This is a genomic window from Dellaglioa sp. CoH-57-MRSF-22, assembly GCF_056781895.1.
This window is the reverse complement of the sequence record NZ_JBXAXT010000001.1, coordinates 372,191-394,577: the sequence shown is the minus strand read 5'-3', so window position 1 is coordinate 394,577 and position 22,387 is coordinate 372,191. Positions and strand designations below refer to the sequence as shown.

Sequence of the window (22,387 nt, the reverse complement as noted above, 5' to 3'; positions counted from 1 at the left end):
TGTTCAGTTTTCAAAGATCTACTTGGTTGCTTTTGACAACTTTTATATCATATCAAGGATTTCGTTAATTGTCAAGATTTTTTTTAATTAATTAACTGGTCACATTTGAATTAGTTGTTTACTACTGAGGCAACGTTTATTACTTTACCAAGAATAATGACCTTCGTCAAGCCTTTATTTAAATTAAATCTAAAAATATTGATGTAATCGTATACATCTGTACTTTTAATTACTTTATAGGTCTTAAATAAAAAAATAATTTCAAAAATAGACTATTAATCCTGATTTTTGAAATTATTTTTTATTTAATGTTCAACTAATAGTTGCTGCATTTGTAGTGTTTGCGCCTGATTTATTTCATCATACAACTTATTAGCAAGTTGCTCGTTAATTATTCCTGCTATATATTGTGTTTGAACATAATTATATTCTAATTGAAATGCTTGAATAAATAAATCTACTGATATTTTTTCATTCTCTTCGTAATCTCTACGAAAGTGTCTTTGTCGATCTTCGATAAATCTTTCAACATTCTGAATATCATCTAGTTGTCCATGTGCATTAGCCAAACGTTCTTTTGTTAAATCATGTAAATATTGTTCAATTACTTCATGCAATTGATTCTCCAAGTCCCATAATAATGATCGGAAATCATTGTGTATTTGCATTTTTTCTATATTATCTTTAGCCCATTGTTTCCTGGCCTTACTTCTCTGTCCACGAGTTATTTGCCCATGGCTAATATGCCACGCTTCATGCCTAACCTGATGTTCTACTGATCGAATGATTCGATTAACACTTAATCGTTGTCCACCATAATCTGTATCCAAAATTTTTCTGTACGTACTGAGTACTCGGGCAGGATAAATTTCTTTTATCTCATTACTATTTAAAAATTCATCTTCAATTTCATTAATTTTTTTAAATAATTCTTGATGTTTATCATACCCTTGAATATCATTAAACCCTTTTTGTGATTGTAATTGTTGAATCACCGCGTATCTCACATCGTTAGATTGAATACGTTCTGTTAAATGTAAACTAGCGTAATCAATCATTTGTATTCGTGAAAAATTTAATTCTTCTTTATTAAATGATAACTTTTTAGCTAGTAAGATTTTAGGCAACACTAATGCTGGTGTTATCATACTTAATAATATGACAGTAGTTGCAATGATTAAAATTTCTTCTCGATACGGAAAAGCCCGTCCATTTATTAACATTGGTAATGAAAATGCCATTGATAACGTGATTGTTCCGTGTACCCCACTCAACCCAAAAACAAATGCATTTTTTCGTCTTTTTTTTGATTTTGAAGGACCGAAAAAGGCAGCAATATGTGGTTCTTTTCCAATTAATGCCCAAGTGTATCGGATACCAATCATGACTACATAGATTATCAAACCCAGACTCAACAACTCAAACGACTGACTCGTTCCAAGTTTAATCAGTGCCCGGAAAATTTCAGGTAAACTAATTCCCAATAAAATAAATACAATACTGTTAAGCATTGCGGTCAACGTATCCCATATTGTTGACGAAACTAACTGGACACGTGTTGCAGTTAATTTTAAACGCTCGGATTCAATATTATGAACAATCCCTGCAGTTACAACAGCAATAATTCCCGATGTCCCTAGACTTTCCGCCAATAAATAAACAATAAATGGTGTTAACAACGCAATTGGAATAATCGTTAATTCTGGTGAAGTTACCCTCTTATTAAAATACGTTCTAACGATAACTAAGATTCCACCTGCCATAACCCCAACTACAATACCACCAACTGCAACAAAAATAAATTGAAATAATCCGCTATAGATGGAAAATGTTCCTTTTTCCATCACAGATAATGCCAAATTTAACATCACTAATCCACTTGCATCGTTAAATAATGATTCGTATTCTAAGGCAGTATTAACCCCTGAATCAAGTTTTGATGCTGATGTTAAGGATTTTACTGCTATGGCGTCAGTTGGTGTCACAATCGCAGCTAGTGCTATTGCAAGTGGCAATGTCCATCGAACTTCTAATCGATTCGCTAACAACCCTACTATTACAACTGTAATAAGCGCTAAAACTACTGATAATAAAAGTATCGCATGAAAATTTTTACGGATCCCCCTAACAGATGTTTTTTGCCCATCATTAAACATAAGTGGTGCAATAATGAATAACATAAAATATTCTGGTTCTAATTCGAAATTAGCCATGACTGGTACTAATGACAACAACAGACCAATTACAATAAGAATAAAAGCATCTGGTATTTTAGGAAGAATTTCGTGAATTACATTTGAAATAATAATCCCCGCCACAAGAAAAGCTATTACATAAAATAGTGCCATTATGCGTTAACGCGTCCTAACCAATATTTCTTTTTACCACGACGAATAATCACAAATTTGCCATCAAATTCTGTAGCAGGATCAATCATAAAATCTAAATCTTGAATTTTTTCACCATTAATACGAATAGCCCCGTTAGTGATATCTTCACGTGCTTGTCTTTTTGATGATTCAATTTTTGTATTTACTAATAACTCAACAATATTCTCTGGTTCTGCTGCTAATTCAACAGAAGGCATATTTTTAAACCCCTGTTCAATTTCACTCGTCGTTAATTCTTTCACTTCGCCTGAAAATAAAGCTGCAGAAATATGTTCGGCTTCAATTACAGCTTCTGGACTATGAACAAATTCTGTTACTTCTCGTGCTAAGCGGCGTTGTGCTTCACGTTTTTCTGGAGCTGTTTCAACTGATTTTTGGTATTCAGCAATCTCATCTGACGTTAAGAATGTGAAAAATTTCAAATATTTCACAACATCCCGGTCGTCTTGATTTAACCAAAATTGGTAGAATTCATATGGTGTTGTTTTTTCTGGATTTAACCAAACTGCGCCACCAGCTGTTTTACCAAATTTAGTACCATCAGCCTTAAGCATTAGTGGAATTGTTAGCCCATATGCCTTTGTGTCTGAACCTAGCTCTTTATGAATAAGATCAATTCCTGCAGTAATATTCCCCCATTGATCAGCCCCACCAATTTGTAATTGAACATCATGGTGCTTGTGTAAATGTAGGAAATCAACTGATTGTAAGATTTGGTATGTAAATTCCGTGAATGAGATACCAACTTCCAAACGACTTGCAACAACATCCTTTGCGAGCATGCTATTTACATTAAATAACTTACCGTAATCGCGTAAGAAATCAAGCAAGCTAATTTTTGATAACCAATCATAGTTATTTACAATTGAAATATTTGAATCTTGTCCAAATAATTTGGTCATCTGTGCAGTGAGAGCTTGCTCATTATGATGAACTTGGTCCATCGATTGCAGCACACGTTCAGATTTTTTACCACTTGGATCACCAATTGAACCTGTACCACCACCAATAATGATGTATGGATGATGTCCTGCTAATTGAAATCTTTTCAACATCATAAATGGAATTAAGTGTCCGATATGCATACTATCCCCTGTTGGATCAACCCCACAGTATAAGCCAATTGATTTTTCAGACGTTAGTTCACGTAACCCATCTTCGTCTGTCGTTTGATTAATTGCGTCGCGCCATTCTAGTTCGTCAATAATATTCATTTCTGTTTCCTCCTATATAATATAAGTATAAAAAAATCCCTGATATCTAAAAAAGATATCAGGGACGAATTAATTTCCGCGTTACCACCCAAGTTATTATCTACATAATATAGTAGCTAATCGCTCAATCATCGTTAACGAGATGAATCGTTGTTAGCTCCATAGCGTACTTCACTCATCGATAATTCCTGATTTCCAGCGACCACCAGGTTTCTTTAAAATTGATCGATAAATTACTGAACTACTTCATCACTTATAGCTATAATATACGTAAATAAAGTCTAAATGTCAATTTTAACCATAAGAATATTAATACTATAAAAGAGTGTCTTGATTGCATTCTATTTCGTTATTCGATACAATTCACTTACAAATTAAAAGTAACTGGAAAGAAGAGGAATCCGATGACAGAAAAGAAAATGATGTCAGCCGTTGTAATTGATGAATTTGGCGGACAAGATAAACTTAAACAACGTGAAGTAGCTATGCCTGAAATGACGGCGGATCAAGTAATTGTTCAAGAAAAAGCAGCTGGAATTAATCCAATTGATTGGAAAACGCGTGAAGGCTTTTTACAAGGTATGCTTAACTGGCAATTTCCTATTATTTTAGGTTGGGATGTGTCGGGTGTTATCACAGAAGTAGGCGCTAACGTAACCGATTGGAAAATTGGTGATGAAGTCTTCGCACGCCCTGCCACGACTCGTTTTGGTACTTACGCCGAATATACTGCTGTTGATGCTAATTTGCTTGCACCAAAACCTAAAAATATTAGCTTTGAAGAAGCTGCTGCTGTTCCTTTAGCTGGTTTAACTGCATGGCAAGCCCTTTTTGATCATGGTCATTTAGAAAAAGGTGAAAAAGTCTTTATTCATGCTGGTTCAGGTGGCGTTGGCTCTTTCGCTATTCAACTTGCTAAATCAGTTGGTGCTTACGTTATTACCACAACTAGCTCGAAGAATATTGATTTTGTTAAAGGACTTGGCGCTGACCAAGTCATTGATTACCATGAAACTGATTTTGCGGAAATCTTAAAAGATATCGACCTTGTAGTTGATACAATCGGTGGTGACGCACAAGAAAAATCAGTTAATATCTTAAAACATGGCACAGGTCGTTTAGTTGCTATTACTGGGATGGATTCTGAAAAAACAGCAGGTCTTGCTGAAGCAAGAAATGTGACTTTTGATTCAATTTGGTTGGACCCAAATGGTGAAGAATTAACTAAATTAGCTGATATGCTTGAAGATGGCACTATAAAAGTGACCTTAGATTCAGTTCATGAATTCTCTGCAGAAGGTGTAGCAGAAGCTCACGATCGTAGTGAATCTCATCATGCACTTGGTAAAATTATCGTTCGTTTTAAATAAAACCCTATTTAGGTAGTTCAGACTTTTTTGTCTGAACTACCTTTTTTAATTACTAAAAGTAAGTGCTTTCACTGGTGTTAATTCATTGGTAGATTTATACTATCCTTGTAGAATAAAATTTTTCAAGAAGGAGATTTACTATTATGCCAAAAAAAATTAATGCATCAGATGCCATGCTCAAAGTTTTAGAAGATTGGGGCGTTAAAACCGTCTATGGGTTGCCAGGTGGTTCATTTGATTCAACAATGAATGCACTACATAATCGTAAAAATACAATTAATTATGTACAAGTTCGTCATGAAGAAGTCGGCGCACTCGCAGCAGTTGGTGAAGCTAAAGTAACTGGAAAATTAGGTGTTACTTTTGGTTCCGCTGGTCCCGGTGCTGTCCATCTATTAAACGGACTTTACGATGCTAAATATGATGGTGTTCCTGTTCTTGCCTTAGTCGGCCAAGTTGGTACACAAGTGATGAATACAAATTACTTCCAAGAAATGAATGAAAATCCAATGTTTGAGGATGTTTCTATTTATAACAGAACAGCTACTACACCCGAAAACTTACCCATTGTTGTTGATGAAGCTATCCGTCAAGCCTACAAATATAATGGCGTCGCAGTTGTCACAATTCCGACCGATTTAGGTTGGCAAGAAATCGATGACACCTTTGTTTCAACAGCCGCAACACACCAAGAACCTCTTTATCCGATGCCTCGTGATAAACAAATTCAAGATGCCTTAGATATTTTAACAACAGCTAAGACACCAATTATTTATGCTGGGAAAGGTGTTCGTGGCGCTGGAAAAGAATTAATTGAATTATCTGAAAAATTATCATTACCAATCGCAACAACTGCGCTTGCTAAAACAATTATTCCTGATGATTACAAAGCATACATGGGTTCTGCTGGACGAGTTGCTGGCAAACCCGGCGTTGACCTTCTTCGTGGCGCTGATGCTGTTCTTTTCATTGGATCTGATTTTCCATTTGGTGAATATTTCTTTTCTCCAGATGCTAAATTTATTCAGGTCGATATTGATTCTGAAAAATTAGGTAAACGTCATTCAGTTGATGTCCCTATTTTAGCCGATGGTAAGGAAACTTTAATCGCATTAAATAAGGCCGTTAAAACACCAGTTGCACCAACAAAATGGTACAAAGCTGCCATCGCTAACAAAGAAAACTGGATTAAATGGATTGATAGCTTTACTGAAGATGACAGTAAACCACTTCGTTTTGAACCAGTTTTCAATGAAATTAATAAAATTAAAGATGACGATGCAATTTTCCAAATTGATGTTGGTAATGTAACGATTGAAGCAATGCGTTTCTTACGTCTTGGTGAGAAAAATAAATTTACAACATCCGCATGGTACGCAACGATGGGGTATGCACTACCCGCAGCAATTGGGGCTCACTCTGCCTTTCCAGACCGTCAAGTTTTCTCAATTTCTGGTGACGGTGGTTGGACGATGGTCATGCAAGATGTCTTAACACAAGTTAAATACAACATGCCTATCATCAACGTTGTCTTAAGCAATCAGGAACTTGGATTCATCCGCGCTGAACAAGATGATAAACAACAACCACACTCAGGTATTGATTTAATTGATGCTGATTGGGGCGCAATTGCCAACGACATGGGAGCTAAAGGGTATACCGTCCGGACATTAGCAGAATTAAAAACTGCTTTTGCTGAAGCTAAAGGTTCAAAAGTGCCTGTTGTTATCGATGTTAAAGTAACTTCTGACCGTCCACTTCCTGTTGAACAGCTCATTATTGATCCTAAAACACAAGATCCAGATGCTGTTAAAGCTTTTGTTAAAGAATACCAAGCAGAGGGTTTAATTCCATTTCGAGAAATCCTTGAAAATCAAGATTAAATAGTTTTTATTTAATTGATGTATCTTAGCTTAATTAAGTTAAAATACATTTTTTATAGAACAAAAAAAGATATAAAGAGAACCCTTGGGATTGAATTTCATTTCAATCCCAAGGGTTCTCTTTATATACCTCTTCTTATTTCACAATTTTATCAATTTTTGCTAATTCTTCTGGTGCAAAATCCAAATGCTCTAATGCCTTTAAATTATCCTTTAATTGACTCACACGACTAGCACCAATAATAACCGACGAAACAGAATTATCTTTCAAATCCCAAGATAGCGCCATTTCAGCCAATGTCTGGTTGCGATTTTTTGCAATTTCATTTAATTCACGAACCTTTTTAAGTGTTGATTCAACTCTCTCAGTAGACAAGGTATCAAATCGTTTCACTCTAGAATCGTCTGGAATACCATTCAAGTAACGATCAGTCAATAACCCTTGTGCTAAAGGACTAAAAGCAACTGTTCCTATCTGCTCTTGTTTTAAAACATCTTTTAATCCATCTTCTATCCAACGATCTAATAAATTATATCTAGGTTGGTGGACAACGATAGGTGTATTTTTAGCTTTTAGTAATTGAATCATCTTTTCAGCTTCTGGTGCCCGATAATTTGAAATTCCAATATATAAGGCTTTACCTTGGCGAACGAGTAAATCCAAAGCTTCAGCTGTTTCTTCCAACGGTGTATCTGGATCTGGACGATGGTGATAGAAAATATCAACATAATCTAGCTGCATACGTTGTAATGATTGATCCATACTGGCAAACAAGTTTTTCTTTGAACCCCATTCGCCATAAGGACCTGGCCACATATAGTAACCTGCCTTCGTCGAAATAACCATTTCATCCCGGTAGGCACTTAAATCTTCACGTAAAATGCGCCCAAAATTCTTCTCGGCAGCACCATCACCGTAATTATTTGCCAAATCAAAATAAGTAATTCCATTATCAAATGCTGTTTCAATAATATCTTTTTGCGTTGCTAAAGGTGTCTCATCCCCAAAGTTCTTCCATAAGCCTAAGGCAATAGCAGAAACTTTTAATCCACTATTACCGAGGCGATTATAAATCATTTTATCATAACGTTTTTCATTTGCTTGATACATTAACTATCTCCTCCTAAACTAATTACAAATTATATTATAGCGCTTTCACGTCTGCTGGACAATCATTTAATGTTACTTAAAATTCGCTTATCTTATTAATTTGTGCCACTATTATTAGGTAACTGAAGGAGTTGAGTCCATGTTTAAAAAAATAAACGATTATATAAATGTCCATTATATTAAAACATTCATCTTAACGTTAGCTATTGCAACCATAGTTAGAGTCATTGTTGCATTTTTCATAAATAAACACTTTTTGAATGTAGAATTTATTATTGCCGCGATTACGATTGTTATAATTTCACTTTTAATCAGACAAGACCTCAAGAAATAATTAGGTAAGCAAAAATACTGACTCGATACTTTTGACAAAGTACGGAGCCAGTATTTATTTAATTCATGTCCCACTTTTAAATAATTAGTCTTCAAAAACATCTTTTGCAATATTAAATGCAGACCAAGCTTTAGGCCAACCAACGTAGAAAGATAAATGTGTGATAATTTCAGCAATTTCTTCCTTCGTAATTCCATTTGTTTTGCCAATTGCCATATGTGCTGGCAATTGTTCAAAGTTACCACCTGAAATCAAAGCTGAAATTGTTATAATACTGCGTTGATGTGCTGGTAATTCACTTTCACGTGACCAAACTTCACCAAATAAAACATCATCATTTAATTCTGCAAATTTAGGTGCAAATTCGCCTAAGTTATCGCGACCTGCTGTTTGTTTCTTTACCATAATATAATATCCTCCTATTAATCTTTTAATTTACCGTACGTTTCGTCATCAACAGCTTCTAACCATTCAGGTGTCCCTGCTGTAATAGCAACATGTGAGAACCAACTATCTTTTGTAGCACCGTGCCAATGTTTAATCCCGTCTTTTGTGACAACAACATCACCAGCTTTTAAACGTCGTGCTTGTTGACCTTCTTCTTGGTACCAACCTTCACCGGCAGTGACCAATAATAGTTGGTAACCGTCGTGATGGATGTGCCAATTATTACGTGTTCCAGGTTCAAAACTAACATTTCCAACACCAACGTTTATATCTGGATCCGCCACTAACATGTCTAAATAACTTTGACCAACAAAGAAATCTTTATATGCTTCATTTTTTTCACCTATTGGAAAAAGACCGTTTTTAATTTGTTCCTCATTCATTATAATTACCTCACTTTATTTTATACGGTTAACCTAGCGTTAATCGTATATCGCGAATTGTTCTAGATACTTTTCAAAACTAATATCTTCTGACACTTCGTTTCCATTTGTTCTGTGTGAAACTTTTCTGTCATACCAATCAATTTTATGAGAAATAATTTCAATATTATGCTGTAATTCTACCATTTCAGACAGTGCATTTTCTTTTACCTTGCTGAGCATCTCGCGTCGTTCTTTAATGGTTGCATCACCTTGTGCTCGTAGTTCAACGTATTTAGTTATTTCATTAATCCGCATCCCTGTCCCTTTAAGATGAAGCAAAAATCCTACCCATTTAATATCATGTTCCGTGTAATAACGTAAGCCTGCCGAATTACGGTGAGGCTTAATTAAGCCTTCTTTTTCATAGTAACGCAATGTAAAACTTGATAACCCAACTAATTTAGCAAACTCACCAATTTTATATTGTTGCTCATTAGTCATTCAATCGCCTCCTTCAATAGTTTCTATTAAAACACTTAGAGTTGACTCTAAGTCAAGCTTTTCTACATATTATTTTTAATATTAAGGCTTACTCCATCCATCAATTCAGACCGTTCCTACACTAAAATTTAATTCCAACATTTTAAAACAAAATCTTTGCTTAATAATTTTCATTCATGTAGAGTTACATCGAAATAGTTACCATTTCCAGATATATTACATATAAAATAAGAAGAAATGAGGGTTAGCTTTTGTTAGATTTCAAACACATAAACAAAACATTCAAAACAGTTACCGTATTAAACGACTTAAACTTACATATTGATACAGGGGAACTTTTTGTTCTTGTTGGCCCTAGTGGTAGTGGTAAAACGACAACTTTAAAAATGATTAATCGATTAATTGAGCCCACCTCGGGTACTATTAACTTTGAAAATCAAAATATTGATCAGATTCCGTTACATACTTTACGTTCACAGATTGGCTATGTCTTACAGCAGATTGCTTTATTTCCTAATATGACAGTTGCTGAAAATATCAGCTTATTACCAGAATTACAAAAATGGCCTAAAAACAAACAAAGAGAACGTGTCGATGCCTTATTAACACGTGTTGGTTTACCGCCTGAAGCATATCGTAAGAGAATGCCTAGCGATTTATCCGGTGGCGAGCAACAACGAATTGGTATTTTACGAGCAATTGCAACTAAACCAAAATTAATTTTAATGGACGAACCATTTAGTGCGCTGGATCCTATCTCAAAAAAAACATTACAAGATATCGTCATCGATTTACATGAGGAACTACACAATACCATTATTTTCATTACGCATGATATGTCTGAAGCTCTTCGCCTCGGAACTCGTGTTGGTGTTATGCATGATGGCAATCTCATTCAAGTTGGTACCCCTGACGAAATTAGAAATGCACCAAAAAATGATTTTATTTCAGAGTTTTTTGGGTTAGACGTATCCAACACGCAATTTAATTTAGCTGAAATGATTCAAAAATCATTTAGTCTTCCAATTGATGAACTCGCTAATAATCACGTCACCTCAACTCAAACAACATTTAAAGAACTCATATCTCTACTTTCTAAATATACAATTATAAATGTTAAAGATAACGACCAGAATCTCATTGGTGCAGTTGATGCCCAATGCTTAATTCGTTATGGTGCAAGCATGTCTGATAGCGAGGTGGATGACCAATGGCAAATTTAATAACAACTTTTAAAATGCACCGTGCTGATTTATGGACCGCTATTCTTCAACATCTACAGATATCATTAATTTCATTGCTGATTGCAACCATCATTGCCGTCTTTTTAGCAATTTGGTTAGCACAGCATAAAAGAGCAGCAGAAATTATGTTGCAAATTACCAGTGTTTTACAGACAATTCCTTCACTCGCGCTGCTAGGGCTATTAATTCCACTAGTCGGAATTGGAACACTACCTTCAATTATCGCATTAGTTGTTTATGCTTTACTGCCCATTTTTCAGAACACATATGCAGGTTTAACTGGTATTGATCCATCATTAGAAGAAGCCGCAACTGCATTTGGTATGACACGTGCGCAAAAACTTATTCGATTTGAATTACCCTTAGCTATGCCACTAATTATTTCAGGCATTCGTATTGCGCTTGTTCTAATTATTGGAACCGCAACACTAGCTGCTTTAATTGGTGCTGGCGGGTTAGGAACATTTATTTTGCTGGGAATTGATAGAAATGATATGAGCTTGATTATTATTGGCGCGTTGAGTTCTATTATTCTAGCTATTGTTTTCAGTGTTTTAATCCGGCAATTGCAGAATTTAAAGATAAAAACAATTACCATTATATTAATTACTTTAGGATTCCTATTTGCTGTTGGTGCCACAATCAATACTTTCACACATCAGAAAAAAGAATTAGTCATTGCTGGTAAAATGGGGGCAGAACCTGAAATTCTAATTAATATGTATAAAGATTTAATTCAAGAAGACGACGCCAATATCAAGGTTACTTTAAAACCAAATTTTGGTAAAACGAGTTTTCTATACTCTGCATTAAAATCTAATTCAATCGATATTTACCCAGAATTTTCAGGTACGGTACTTGAAGAGTTAGTAAAATCACCACTCAAAAGTACAAATGAAAATAAAGCCTACCAGCAAGCAAAAACCGAAATTAAAGTTAAATCAGATTTAGATTATTTAAATCCGATGGCTTATCAAAACACCTATGCTGTCGCTGTCACTAAAGACTTTGCAACTAAATACCATCTATCAAAAATTTCTGATTTATCACGAGTATCTTCAAAAATAAAGGCAGGCTTTACGCTTGAGTTTCTAAACCGTGATGATGGTTACAAAGGGTTACAAAGCAAGTATCATTTGTCATTTAACACTAAATCTTTTGAACCAGCACTTCGCTATCAAGCCATTGTGAATGGTAATGTAAATTTAGTTGATGCCTATTCAACTGATAGTCAGCTCGTCAAATATAATTTGGTCACATTAAAAGATGACAAGTCTTTATTCCCACCTTATCAAGGCGCCCCACTTGTTGCAAAGGGCATCTCACAAAAATATCCATCCATCAAAAAAAGTTTAAATAAATTAACCGGAAAAATTTCTGATACAGATATGCAAAAAATGAATTATCTAGTTGATGTTAAAAATGTCCCAGCAAGTACCGTCGCACACGACTACTTAACAAAGCAACATCTTTTAGACTAAATAAAAAGTTTGGAATCTCGCTAACCTCATGCGGACTCCAAACTTTTTTATATTTTATCGTTATTTAACCTACATAACGTTCTAATGCAACCGCAACACCATGATTAACGTTCGATTCTGTTACATAAGTTGCTGCTTCTTTTAATTCAGGAATGGCATTTCCCATCGCAACAGTCGTTCCGGCTACGGCAAACATCGTTAAATCATTATGTTGATCTCCCATTGCCATAACTTCTTCTTCTTTTAATCCCAGTTCTGCAATTAAATCTGTTAATGCATTTCCTTTATTAGCTTTTTTATTCAAAACTTCTAAAAATTCTGGCAAACTACGTACAACATAATAACTATCATCAAATATTTTTTGAATATTAATCATCTGTGCGTCTAAAACTTCAGGTTCATCCACAAACATAATTTTAGAAACGGTTAAGTCCCGTGACATTTCCTCTGGATTTCGTACAAATAATCCTTCATTATTTTCAGCTGCTTGAATAACGGTCACACGACCAACATCTTTATTAGATGTATAAATTCGGCTCTCATCATCTAAAATATTATAATGAACATTTAATTCATAACTTAATTTATCTGCAGCTATATACTCATCAAAGGTTAACGTATGTTGCGCTAGACGTTTTCCACTTACTGTTTCAATAATTGCACCGTTGTAGGTAATGACATATTGGTCATCCCCACTAATCCCTAATTGTTCAAGAAATCCAACCACACCAGCTAAAGGTCGTCCCGTACAAAGGACAACCTTAATTCCCTTTTGTGTCACTTTTTTGACGGCATCAATTGTTTCTTTTGCTAATCTACCCTCTGGATTTAGTAACGTATCATCAATATCTATTGCAACTAGTTTAATTCCCATAGTAATCTCCTCATTTTAAATGATTAAAAAAAGGCAGTCTCAAGAGACTACCTTTTCAATCTTATTTAGGTGCACGTTTAAGGTATGTACCTTCTTGTGTATTAATTTCAAGAACATCATCTGCTGCGATGAAATCAGGAACATTAACAACAAGTCCTGTTTCCATTGTTGCTGGTTTACCTGAACCAGTTGCTGTAGCGCCTTTGATTGAAGGCTGTGTTTCAGTAACACGTAATGTTACAACAGTTGGTAATGTTAAGCCAATAACTTCTGTACCGTAAAATTGGATTTTAACTTCCATATTTTCCAATAAGAATTTTGCTTCATGTTCGATAATTTCTCTTGGAATTTCATATTGTTCATATGTTTCCAAATCCATAAAAATAGCCATTGTATCCTGGTTGTACAAGAATTGAACTGGTTTTGTTTCAATATTAGCTTGTTCAACCTTAACTTCTGGACGCATTGTTGTTTCAACAGTTGATCCAGTACGAACGTCACGTAATTTCATACGCATAACTGTGTTACCTTTACCCGGTTTATGATGACTTGCTTCTAAAACTTTAATTAATTTACCGCCTTGTTCAAAAGTCATTCCGGCTTTTAAGTTAATTGCTTCAATCATAATTTATTATCTCCCTTTTTATAAAACGTTTCTCATTGAGTATACCAAATTGAAAAGGCTTAATCTATAGTGACACTTACAAACATCACTGGATTTTATTAAATAAAAAGTCAAAAATAGCGCATTTTCTTTATTATTAATCGTATATCCAAATTATAAGCTATATTTGTCCAAATACTTCGACAATATCTCTACACATCCTATACTAGCAAGGCTATAATATATATATAATCAAATAGTTAATTTTTTAATTATTTTGAAAGGAAGTCTTATTTTGCTAAAAAACAAATATATTAACTCATCTACTACCTATCAATCGATTATCATCCTTTGTTTCAGCTTGTTCTTTTTAACGTTACCAATTTATACTACACAAGCTGCTACATCATACACGCCTCCTGTAGGTTATCCAATGGGGGCTGCCACGAATGTCACTGGTTTCGCTGGTGGTACAATCACGTTTAATTCTAATGATATTGACTCCCTACAAGGTTAATTTTTTGCCAAAACATTTACTTCCTCAGGTACCGCCGGAGGTTCTTCTATAAAATACTTACAAAATTATGCTCATGATTCAACTGCTAATTTAACTGATGCTGATTATGCAAAGGTTAATCCTACAATGATTTCAGAAAATATTACCGGGGCTGATATGATTCAGTGGTATGGTAATAAAAATAGCTTTGTTTTTTCAAAATCTAATGATAAAGTCAAAGATTTATCATACTATCTACAGAATTCTCCCCCTGATGATGAAATCGCAAAAGCCATTGCTGGTTGGTCCATACCTTCAAGTAATGCCGGTTACGCTGATGCTATCAAGCAATTTAATGCAAAAAAAGATACTATTGATAAACTTTCTGATTTTCCTGTTATGTCAAGCAATGATATTTCATCATTTGCTGATGCTACTCAAAATATTACTGATGTCAGTGATTATTACGCTAGTTTCACTTCAACAAATTTCTCAAACTCTAAAGCAACAGGTTCTACTACTAAATCTAATAATGCTATCAAACGTGTTGATTTAAATACAGATAAATCAATTGATGCTGAAAAATATGCACCTGGTAAAACGGTTATTCAATTAACCGTTGATATGAATACTGCTTCAACAGATCAAGGCGTTGTCTTTGCAGATATTGATGGCTCTATTCCTTCATTTGAAGATGCTATTGGTATCAAAATTAATTTAGTCAATTTTGATATTAACACAATGAAAATGCCATTTTTCATGTTAAATTATAAGCATTTTTCTAATAATGATGCTGGTATCAGTTTTAATTTCAATCAAGGTAGCTGGATGACTTTCAATGCGTATCCACCTAAATCTGACGGATCTTCGATAGATTACAAGTTAGCTGGTAATAGTGATGGAACGCTATTTTCCGGACAAAATAGTAATGGTTCAGATACCACCGCTAAAAATCTTCTATCCGATGAACCCGTTGCAATCGATACAACTGATAAAAACTCTAAAAAAGTGAAATCTGTCTACAATACGTCTTCACATATTAGTAATAATTTTAATACTGAAAATGGTAAGATTTTTGTCGGAAGTTGGAAGAGTCCTTTATATGGTTCAGTATTAGCACCTAGTGCTGATGTCGACGTTGATTCAAGTAGCGATGGTCTCTTATATGGGAGTATTGTTACTGGACAAAATATTATTGGTAATTTAAACGTTCCTAGTGACCTTGCCTATCAAAGTATTTTTGATGCGTCTGATGATTTTGGAGATGACGCTATACAAGAATTTTTAAAAGATCCTGATTCAAGTAACTCATCTCATCCTACTATTAAGTCTATTTCGTTACCGGGTTATACTTCTACAGATACTGGATCTGGTACGACTCATTATATTCCACAAATAGACCCTTACGATTTTCACTATTCATTAAACAATATCACTGATGAATTACCTGAAAATACCGTTCAAACAACTAAAAAATCACTTGATACTACAGTCAATATAGATACGAAATCAACAACCGATAAAACTGAAAAATATTACTTATGGTACAGTTTCAATAATGGTCCTTGGGAAAAATATTCAGAAAATGGAACAACTGAACTTACAAATTCTAAACTAGAAATCACTGCAAAAGATGCGGACGATCTTGCAAAACAATACAGTACGGACCATAGTAAATATAAATATGACGAATCTGCTTATACTGATGGGACTACATATTCTAAATTAATTGATGACAATGAATTGATTGGTTATCATCTTTTCCATAAGAATAGAATTTCATATTTAGTCACATCAACTCACGATTCGGGTACCTATTCCAGTTATAGTAATCACACAATTAATGATATCTTAAGCGGTAAAACGAATGATACAATTTCTGCTGCAAATCTCGCAAAATTAAATCCGGATTACACGCCTATTTCATATAATTTACACGTTGCAGGAGATCTTTTAGTATCCTATCCAAAAGTATTTGATTTTGGTAATTTTACAGCAGGAACTTCTGAAAAAACACCTACAGTAACTGCAACTGGTTTGTTAACTGTCGATAATCCTTTTGGACTTAACTGGAATTTAGTTGTTAGCACAAGTGATAAAGATAATCTAAGTGATCCTTTCTTTATTCCCGATCAACTTGGTTGGTTTGAAAAATTGCAAACGAGTATGCTTGGTAATTCCACAATCACTTATGGGAATGCCTCAGATATTAAAACAATTACATCTAAAGATACTCTTTTAAGTTTAAACTCAACTATTTTTGATTCTGATACAACATCAGTTATTAGTAAAAACTACTATTCTGCACAATTATCATTAAGTCTAAAAACTAAAAAAATTACTCATCCTGGTAAATTTCAAGATAACGCAACTTGGTCATTATCATCACCAAGTATCGTTGTAGATTCATCAAAAGAATAAGAAATCTAATCGACAAAAAGACGCCTAATAAAAATTAGACGTCTTTTTGATTACCATTCATTTTGATTACTTATTTTCTAGTGATTCTTCCTTATCTTTTTTTCTTCTTTTTAAAATAATAAAAAGTAAGAATAAAACTAATAAAATTAATAAAGCAATAATACCAATAATTAACCACAATAACCAAGATATATGAGGCTCTGCTGCCTTATTATCTGATTTAATCTGTTTAATATTGGCTTTAGTAATTGTAAATGAATTCGTTGCTTTCCAAGATTTATTATTTCCGGTAACGGTATAATGGACATCATATTTACCAGCGATTAACTTGGCTTTAGTTAAGTCTAATGCATAGCTAAATTTAGCGTTGGGTGCAAAATCAACGTCCTTAATTGTTTTGTCATATAAAACAGTACTACTACTATCTTCTGTAATAGTTGCTTTAATTGTTGTTGGTCCAATCACAATGGGTACATCATTTTGCATATTTGTTTGTAGTGAAACTTTATTAAATGCGTTCAATACCACTTTAGAATCGCCAATTGTCATTTTGGGATTAGGATTATCGACCGTTTCAGATTCTCTAATGACTGCTTGAACAACGTACGCAAATCGATTAGTAATTGAAATACCTTTTCCTTTATTCTTTTCCTTAATAACTTTTTCTTGTACGTTAAAGCCACCTAAAATAATACCGGAAAATGACGTAGCGGGTGTTTTCACTGTAAACGTAACTGTTGCTGTTTTTTTAGGTCCAACCACAACATCTTGTTTTTTTGAGACAAGTTCTGAAAATTGATACTTAGCAGTCGCTGGCTTTTTTACATTTGTCTTATCATAGACAATTAGTCCATTCGTATTTGTATATGAACTATTAGGGCTCACAACAATCGTTTTAGTATCGTTTTCTAAGTTCTTAATTTTCAATGCCAATGTCTGTGTTGAGTTAGGGTTCATTTTAATATCAAATTGTGCTGCCTCTCGATATTGATTAGCAGGCGTTACTTTGGCTACCGTAAACCCGGCACTATTAGACTTTGCATAGACATTGGTCGATACAGTAATAAGTGTGACTATCGCGATAGCTAAAAAGCTTAAAACTATTTTTCTTAATTTCATTATTTCGATTCTCCTTAAAAAAAAAGACTGCCTTAGGCGGTCTTTTTTCTGTTACGTTTTAATTAGCTTAGTTAAAAGCTGCTGCACTAGCATTTCCTTGAGTTGCAGTCCATGTTAAATCAGCTGAAGTTGTTGCAATTTTAGTATTTTTACCAAGTTTTAATGTTGCACTATTGTCAGCATATGACAATGTTGTAGCACCAGCGCCTGTTGTAGCTGTCGCGACAGGAGCTGCAGCACCAGCTGGTGTTAAAGTAGCAGCAGATGCTGTAGCATCTGAGTCTGTTTTAACTGTAGCAGATGCAAGATCTAATGAGCTAACCTTAACTTCAGCATCAGCCATCACACCTAATTGTGCAGTAACATTCCAACCACTATCTGTACCTACGTAATCGGCTACATCTAAAGCTTGAGAAGCATCTTTTGCGCCAGTTGATGTAATATCTGTACCAGTCGTAACTAATGCTTCATTTAGTTTTGTTGTGAAACTGAACGATGGTGCACCCGTTTGAGTAAAAGTACCTGCTTCAATGTTTAAACTAGCTGTACCTTTACCATCTGTTGAATCCGCTGAAACACTTGAGCCAACAACTGCTGTTGAACCAAGTACTAATGCTGCAATTAAAAATAAATTCTTTTTCATAATATAAATTCCTCCCATTTATTGATTAAGCCAATGCTTGAAAAGGGGACGTTGACCTTTACCTAATAGTACCATATAATTTACATAAGATTCAACTGTAATATTATCAGAAGAAACTCTATGATTAAGTCCATATACGCCAATTAATATAGCGTTTACATGTTATTTACAAGTATTTTTTTAGGTTTAATTTTTTCAAACCATTTACTGAAAGTGTACAATCAATTTTTAAATAGAATGATTCCTACCTACCCCCACTTTATAACCATTAAAGGTAGAGCCTTTAGTCATTAATAACCTTTTTTTAAGTTAACTAGAATTTAAGTGTTACTATCAATTATACTTTAAGTCCGCTTATTAAAAAGATTCGATTATCCTAGTTCAAACAAGCTCAAATGGCGGTACGCTTACTTTTTAAGAAAAGCCAACAACTTCTAATGAAATTGATTTCAGCTCTTCTAATAAGACGATTTTCGATTTACCCTCATCAAGTCTTAGTGATGGTACAACAAGTTCTGTAATTAACAAATCTTATTATTATGCAAAACTAACTTTAGATTTTACAACTTCAATTTTTGATACGACAGGGAAATATAATTACGATTCACTCTGGGCTATTTCACCAACTAAAGATAGCGGTATCGTAAATGAGTCAACTAAATAATTCTAAATAAAAAAGGTTTACTCCGTTAAGTAACTAACTGAGTAAACCTCTTTTTTTGTGTCGAAATTTCTAATTATTTACAGGACATCTTTGATATCTGTATCCCCATCATGCATCGTAATTACTTTTCCGATTGTATTATCATGTGCGATAACTGAAACTAAGACGTCTGCCACGTTTTCAAGTGAGTTAGAGCCCGCTTGACCATCATTTAATGTTACTTTACCAGTACCTGGCTCATCTACTAAGGTGCCTGGCTGAAGAATTGTATATTCTAATTGCGTATTCTTCATTAGCCAATTATCAGCATAAAACTTAGCAGTCATATAATCTCTTAATGATGAAACTTCAATTTTTTCTCTATCCAAAGAGTAAACGGAACTCAACATTACAAAACGCTTAACATGAGCTATTTCAGCTGCTTCCATCGTTTTAACTGCCCCATCTAGATCAATCTTCATTAAGTCTTTGCCGCCAGAACCAGCAACAAATAATATGGCATCAACAGCCTGCATATTCTTGACTAATTTATCTATACCTTCTAACAAATCAACATAGACATAAGTAATATTACCTTTATCTAAATTATCTGTATGTCTTGAACCCGCCAAGACTTGGTAACCTTTATCAGCTAATTTACTTGTTACTTTTTGGCCAATTCGACCATTCGATCCAACAACTAATACTCTTTTTATTTCTGTCATCATTTATACACTCCTTCGTTTTATCCTGACTAAAGTCTACATCTTTCTCGACTAAAATGGTATGACTTACACTCGTAAGTTAACGACAAAAAGACAGTCACTATTTTTACCATGACTGTCTCAGTTGATTACTAATTAATTTAATTTAAATTCTGTAACTGTTTTGTACGTATCGCCTACACGTAAAACAATATCACCAAATTCAGGGAATTGTTCAGATCCAGGTGCTGATTGTGTTTCAAATGTAATTGCTGCATGATTAGCTAATTTTTTACCATGCATAATTGGCGTTACTTCACCAAAGTTAGCCGTGAAGATAACTAAACTTGTTGCATCAGTTGAAACTGAGACAGAAACTTCTTTATCTGGACTAACTAATTTTGCTGATTCTTTACCAACTGCAGGATTATTCAAGAAAAAGGGATGATCGATACCATTAACTTGATTTTTTTGAGCAAAATCACTTGTGAAAACGTCATGTAATGTCTTAGCTTGACGGAAATCGTAAGGCGTTCCATCAACAGACATCTTTTTACCTGTTGGAATTGAATCGGGTTCTAATGGTGCAAACTTATCGCTATCTACTTGTAATAAATTGTCATCTATTGTTTCTGTGACGTCACCCATAACATTAAAGTAAACATGATTTGTTGGATTATATAGTGTATCTTTATCCGTTTTAGCAGTCGTTTCAAGATGCCAAATGTTATCATTATTTAATAGATATTTTACATCAATTGCCATGTTTCCAGGGAAACCATGTTCGCCTTCTGGGCTATCTAAATGAAAAATAACAGCTATTTCATTTTCGTTTTCACTTATTTTATACGTCCACTTTTTAGTATCAAATCCTGGCGTACCACCATGCAATGTATTTGTACCTTCGTTAATTTGCACTTGGTAGCTTTGATCATTAATGTTGAATTTACCATCTTTAATACGTCCAGCAACACGACCAATTGAAGCGCCAATAAAACTATCTTTTTCTAAGTATTCATTTGCTGAATCAAATCCAAGAACAATTTCTCGTTTTCCAGTACTTGTGGGTACCTTGAGGCTAACAATTCTAGCCCCTAAATCTGTGAGTGATAATTCAAACCCATTATCATTTATAATCGTTATTAAATCATAGTCATTTCCAAAATCCTTTGTTTTAACTTGCATATTTATCTCCTCCGCTTACTGTATTTGTCCATTCTTATTAATACTAGTCCATTTTAATTAGATATTCAAGAAAGCGTTTACTTTTTTATTGAATAATTACCTTTATTTTACTGAAAATGACATAACCAACCTTTATTTCTGTTATTTCTCTAAAATGTAACGTCATTATAAGCGAATAACTATAATAAATACAAATGTATAGTTCGTTTTTTGTTATCATGTTTATGGAATATTATGTTTATTTATCATTAAAAGATTAATAGCCGAATTATTAATTGATTTATTTTTTAATTATTAGTATACTTACATTATTAATATAAAAGGAGTTTACAATGACAAAAAAACGCGTTTATCTTGCAGGACCCTTTTTCACTCCAGAACAAAAAGAACGATTAGATTTGGTAGCCGATCTCCTAAGTAAAAATCCAACAATTAACGCAGATGCAATTCATCTTCCAGGAAACGTTCAATATCCAGATGCGGACTTCGGCACATTTGAATGGCAAACAGCTACCTTCCAAAATGATATTCGCCAAATTGATCAAGCAGATATCGTTGTTGCAGTTCTTGATTATCAATTGGAAGAAAACAATGATGAAGCTGACTCAGGTACTGTTTGGGAATGTGGTTATGCTCATGCCAATCGCAAACCTGTTATTTTAGTTCGCCAAAATAAAGGTATTCCCTTAAATCTAATGCTTGCTGGAAGTTATACAGCAATGTTTGATGGTTTAGAAGATATCCAAAATTTAGCAACCTACGATTTTAAGGTTTTACAAAATAAGTATGTTGATTTATCAATTTTTTAATTGATCCAATGTTTCACGTGAAACAAAAATACTCTATGCTATAAATCTTTTAAATCGGATTTAAATACAGTAACAGATATTATTTTTATATTTCTAGTACTGTATTTTTTTCTCTCACAAATTGAAGCACCAAACAGTTAATAATATGAAAGAACTTATTAACTAACGACTTATTATGTTTGCTAGTTCAATAACAAACGTATTTCTTATAAATTAAAAAGTATGACCCAATAGAAATATAATTGGGTCATACTTTAGTATCTTAAATACTATTTAAATGCCTAACATCATTGTTACTATTTAACAATAGTTAACAATGAACCGTTTTCATCAATAAAAATTATCCTCGTGCTAATAATAAGTTAAATAAACCGCCCATTGTTTTATCCGATAATTCGATTTCTTTACCAGCTTCTGTCACTTTAGTAATTTCATAATAATCTTCAAATTCGGGTACTTCTAATTCCATCATCGCAACAAAAGCAGCAGCTGTTTTGTAAGTTGCTTGTAATTCTTCTCCATGAATGTAATTAATAACTAGCATAATTG

The 22,387-nt window shown here is 33.9% G+C and carries 20 protein-coding genes and 1 other annotated feature; of the genes, 7 read left to right on the top strand and 13 right to left on the bottom strand.

Annotation, left to right across the window (positions count from 1 at the left end; translation table 11 throughout):
* Nucleotides 1-305: 305 nt before the first annotated feature.
* Together AC1RPR_RS01820 and tyrS are read right to left on the bottom strand one after the other, a co-directional pair.
* Entirely contained in the window at nt 306-2,348 is a 2,043-nt protein-coding gene (locus AC1RPR_RS01820) for a cation:proton antiporter (RefSeq protein WP_481761136.1), read from the bottom strand.
* Nucleotides 2,348-3,604, bottom strand: a complete 1,257-nt coding sequence (gene tyrS, locus AC1RPR_RS01815) for a tyrosine--tRNA ligase (RefSeq protein WP_481761135.1) — start codon at nt 3,602-3,604, stop codon at nt 2,348-2,350. Before tyrS ends, AC1RPR_RS01820 begins: the two co-directional genes overlap by 1 nt.
* Nucleotides 3,605-3,661: 57 nt before the next feature.
* Nucleotides 3,662-3,863: a binding site (T-box leader), on the bottom strand.
* 163 nt (nt 3,864-4,026) lie between these two features.
* Here tyrS and AC1RPR_RS01810 point away from each other — a divergent pair.
* Together AC1RPR_RS01810 and spxB are read left to right on the top strand one after the other, a co-directional pair.
* Nucleotides 4,027-4,974: an NADP-dependent oxidoreductase gene (locus AC1RPR_RS01810; RefSeq protein ID WP_481761149.1), complete on the top strand. Its 948-nt coding sequence runs from the start codon at nt 4,027-4,029 to the stop codon at nt 4,972-4,974.
* 143 nt (nt 4,975-5,117) lie between these two features.
* Nucleotides 5,118-6,857, top strand: coding sequence for a pyruvate oxidase (spxB, locus tag AC1RPR_RS01805; RefSeq protein WP_481761134.1), 1,740 nt, complete (start codon nt 5,118-5,120; stop codon nt 6,855-6,857).
* A 136-nt stretch (nt 6,858-6,993) separates the two neighbouring features.
* Here spxB and AC1RPR_RS01800 read toward each other — a convergent pair whose 3' ends face one another.
* From AC1RPR_RS01800 to AC1RPR_RS01785, 4 genes are all read right to left on the bottom strand, one after another.
* Complete coding sequence (locus tag AC1RPR_RS01800) at nt 6,994-7,968, bottom strand: aldo/keto reductase (protein ID WP_481761133.1); 975 nt, start codon at nt 7,966-7,968, stop codon at nt 6,994-6,996.
* A 418-nt stretch (nt 7,969-8,386) separates the two neighbouring features.
* Complete coding sequence (locus tag AC1RPR_RS01795) at nt 8,387-8,707, bottom strand: carboxymuconolactone decarboxylase family protein (RefSeq protein ID WP_481761132.1); 321 nt, start codon at nt 8,705-8,707, stop codon at nt 8,387-8,389.
* 17 nt (nt 8,708-8,724) lie between these two features.
* On the bottom strand, nt 8,725-9,132 hold the full coding sequence (locus AC1RPR_RS01790; protein WP_481761131.1) for a cupin domain-containing protein: 408 nt from the start codon (nt 9,130-9,132) through the stop codon (nt 8,725-8,727).
* Between the two features lie 39 nt (nt 9,133-9,171).
* The gene (locus AC1RPR_RS01785) at nt 9,172-9,615 is read right to left on the bottom strand and encodes a MerR family transcriptional regulator (RefSeq protein ID WP_481762400.1); all 444 of its coding nucleotides are present in this window, start codon (nt 9,613-9,615) and stop codon (nt 9,172-9,174) included.
* Between the two features lie 251 nt (nt 9,616-9,866).
* Between AC1RPR_RS01785 and AC1RPR_RS01780 the strand changes: the two genes are divergently transcribed.
* Together AC1RPR_RS01780 and AC1RPR_RS01775 are read left to right on the top strand one after the other, a co-directional pair.
* Nucleotides 9,867-10,838: an ABC transporter ATP-binding protein gene (locus tag AC1RPR_RS01780; protein ID WP_481761129.1), complete on the top strand. Its 972-nt coding sequence runs from the start codon at nt 9,867-9,869 to the stop codon at nt 10,836-10,838.
* On the top strand, nt 10,826-12,340 hold the full coding sequence (locus AC1RPR_RS01775; protein WP_481761128.1) for an ABC transporter permease/substrate-binding protein: 1,515 nt from the start codon (nt 10,826-10,828) through the stop codon (nt 12,338-12,340). Before AC1RPR_RS01780 ends, AC1RPR_RS01775 begins: the two co-directional genes overlap by 13 nt.
* 64 nt (nt 12,341-12,404) lie before the next feature.
* Here AC1RPR_RS01775 and yidA read toward each other — a convergent pair whose 3' ends face one another.
* Complete coding sequence (gene yidA, locus AC1RPR_RS01770) at nt 12,405-13,214, bottom strand: sugar-phosphatase (protein ID WP_481761127.1); 810 nt, start codon at nt 13,212-13,214, stop codon at nt 12,405-12,407.
* A 61-nt stretch (nt 13,215-13,275) separates the two neighbouring features.
* Nucleotides 13,276-13,839: an elongation factor P gene (gene efp, locus AC1RPR_RS01765; RefSeq protein WP_409021902.1), complete on the bottom strand. Its 564-nt coding sequence runs from the start codon at nt 13,837-13,839 to the stop codon at nt 13,276-13,278.
* Between the two features lie 274 nt (nt 13,840-14,113).
* Between efp and AC1RPR_RS01760 the strand changes: the two genes are divergently transcribed.
* Nucleotides 14,114-14,335 (top strand): hypothetical protein, encoded by a 222-nt coding sequence (locus tag AC1RPR_RS01760; protein ID WP_481761126.1) that lies wholly within the window; start codon nt 14,114-14,116, stop codon nt 14,333-14,335.
* Nucleotides 14,336-14,461: 126 nt separating this feature from the next.
* The gene (locus tag AC1RPR_RS01755; protein ID WP_481761125.1) at nt 14,462-16,735 is read left to right on the top strand and encodes a hypothetical protein; all 2,274 of its coding nucleotides are present in this window, start codon (nt 14,462-14,464) and stop codon (nt 16,733-16,735) included.
* Nucleotides 16,736-16,801: 66 nt separating this feature from the next.
* Here AC1RPR_RS01755 and AC1RPR_RS01750 read toward each other — a convergent pair whose 3' ends face one another.
* The 4 genes from AC1RPR_RS01750 to AC1RPR_RS01735 all read right to left on the bottom strand — a co-directional run bounded on the left by AC1RPR_RS01750 (nt 16,802) and on the right by AC1RPR_RS01735 (nt 21,029).
* On the bottom strand, nt 16,802-17,854 hold the full coding sequence (locus AC1RPR_RS01750) for a WxLIP family cell surface protein (protein ID WP_481761124.1): 1,053 nt from the start codon (nt 17,852-17,854) through the stop codon (nt 16,802-16,804).
* Nucleotides 17,855-17,921: 67 nt separating this feature from the next.
* The gene (locus AC1RPR_RS01745) at nt 17,922-18,497 is read right to left on the bottom strand and encodes a WxL domain-containing protein (RefSeq protein ID WP_481761123.1); all 576 of its coding nucleotides are present in this window, start codon (nt 18,495-18,497) and stop codon (nt 17,922-17,924) included.
* A gap of 741 nt (nt 18,498-19,238) precedes the next feature.
* Nucleotides 19,239-19,868, bottom strand: a complete 630-nt coding sequence (locus AC1RPR_RS01740; RefSeq protein ID WP_481761122.1) for an SDR family oxidoreductase — start codon at nt 19,866-19,868, stop codon at nt 19,239-19,241.
* Between the two features lie 132 nt (nt 19,869-20,000).
* Entirely contained in the window at nt 20,001-21,029 is a 1,029-nt protein-coding gene (locus AC1RPR_RS01735; RefSeq protein ID WP_481761121.1) for a galactose-1-epimerase, read from the bottom strand.
* Nucleotides 21,030-21,361: 332 nt separating this feature from the next.
* On the opposite strand from AC1RPR_RS01735, the gene AC1RPR_RS01730 reads away from it, so the two are divergent.
* Nucleotides 21,362-21,838: a nucleoside 2-deoxyribosyltransferase gene (locus AC1RPR_RS01730; protein WP_481761120.1), complete on the top strand. Its 477-nt coding sequence runs from the start codon at nt 21,362-21,364 to the stop codon at nt 21,836-21,838.
* Nucleotides 21,839-22,178: 340 nt separating this feature from the next.
* Here AC1RPR_RS01730 and AC1RPR_RS01725 read toward each other — a convergent pair whose 3' ends face one another.
* On the bottom strand, nt 22,179-22,382 hold the full coding sequence (locus AC1RPR_RS01725) for a hypothetical protein (RefSeq protein ID WP_481761119.1): 204 nt from the start codon (nt 22,380-22,382) through the stop codon (nt 22,179-22,181).
* Nucleotides 22,383-22,387 lie beyond the last annotated feature (5 nt).

Coding starts and splice junctions, on each gene's coding strand:
- AC1RPR_RS01820 (WP_481761136.1), bottom strand. CDS start 2,348: ATGGCACTATTTTATGTAATAGCTTTTCTTGTGGCGGGGATTATTATT.
- tyrS (WP_481761135.1), bottom strand. CDS start 3,604: ATGAATATTATTGACGAACTAGAATGGCGCGACGCAATTAATCAAACG.
- AC1RPR_RS01810 (WP_481761149.1), top strand. CDS start 4,027: ATGTCAGCCGTTGTAATTGATGAATTTGGCGGACAAGATAAACTTAAA.
- spxB (WP_481761134.1), top strand. CDS start 5,118: ATGCCAAAAAAAATTAATGCATCAGATGCCATGCTCAAAGTTTTAGAA.
- AC1RPR_RS01800 (WP_481761133.1), bottom strand. CDS start 7,968: ATGTATCAAGCAAATGAAAAACGTTATGATAAAATGATTTATAATCGC.
- AC1RPR_RS01795 (WP_481761132.1), bottom strand. CDS start 8,707: ATGGTAAAGAAACAAACAGCAGGTCGCGATAACTTAGGCGAATTTGCA.
- AC1RPR_RS01790 (WP_481761131.1), bottom strand. CDS start 9,132: ATGAATGAGGAACAAATTAAAAACGGTCTTTTTCCAATAGGTGAAAAA.
- AC1RPR_RS01785 (WP_481762400.1), bottom strand. CDS start 9,615: ATGACTAATGAGCAACAATATAAAATTGGTGAGTTTGCTAAATTAGTT.
- AC1RPR_RS01775 (WP_481761128.1), top strand. CDS start 10,826: ATGGCAAATTTAATAACAACTTTTAAAATGCACCGTGCTGATTTATGG.
- yidA (WP_481761127.1), bottom strand. CDS start 13,214: ATGGGAATTAAACTAGTTGCAATAGATATTGATGATACGTTACTAAAT.
- efp (WP_409021902.1), bottom strand. CDS start 13,839: ATGATTGAAGCAATTAACTTAAAAGCCGGAATGACTTTTGAACAAGGC.
- AC1RPR_RS01755 (WP_481761125.1), top strand. CDS start 14,462: ATGATTTCAGAAAATATTACCGGGGCTGATATGATTCAGTGGTATGGT.
- AC1RPR_RS01750 (WP_481761124.1), bottom strand. CDS start 17,854: ATGAAATTAAGAAAAATAGTTTTAAGCTTTTTAGCTATCGCGATAGTC.
- AC1RPR_RS01745 (WP_481761123.1), bottom strand. CDS start 18,497: ATGAAAAAGAATTTATTTTTAATTGCAGCATTAGTACTTGGTTCAACA.
- AC1RPR_RS01740 (WP_481761122.1), bottom strand. CDS start 19,868: ATGATGACAGAAATAAAAAGAGTATTAGTTGTTGGATCGAATGGTCGA.
- AC1RPR_RS01735 (WP_481761121.1), bottom strand. CDS start 21,029: ATGCAAGTTAAAACAAAGGATTTTGGAAATGACTATGATTTAATAACG.
- AC1RPR_RS01730 (WP_481761120.1), top strand. CDS start 21,362: ATGACAAAAAAACGCGTTTATCTTGCAGGACCCTTTTTCACTCCAGAA.
- AC1RPR_RS01725 (WP_481761119.1), bottom strand. CDS start 22,382: ATGCTAGTTATTAATTACATTCATGGAGAAGAATTACAAGCAACTTAC.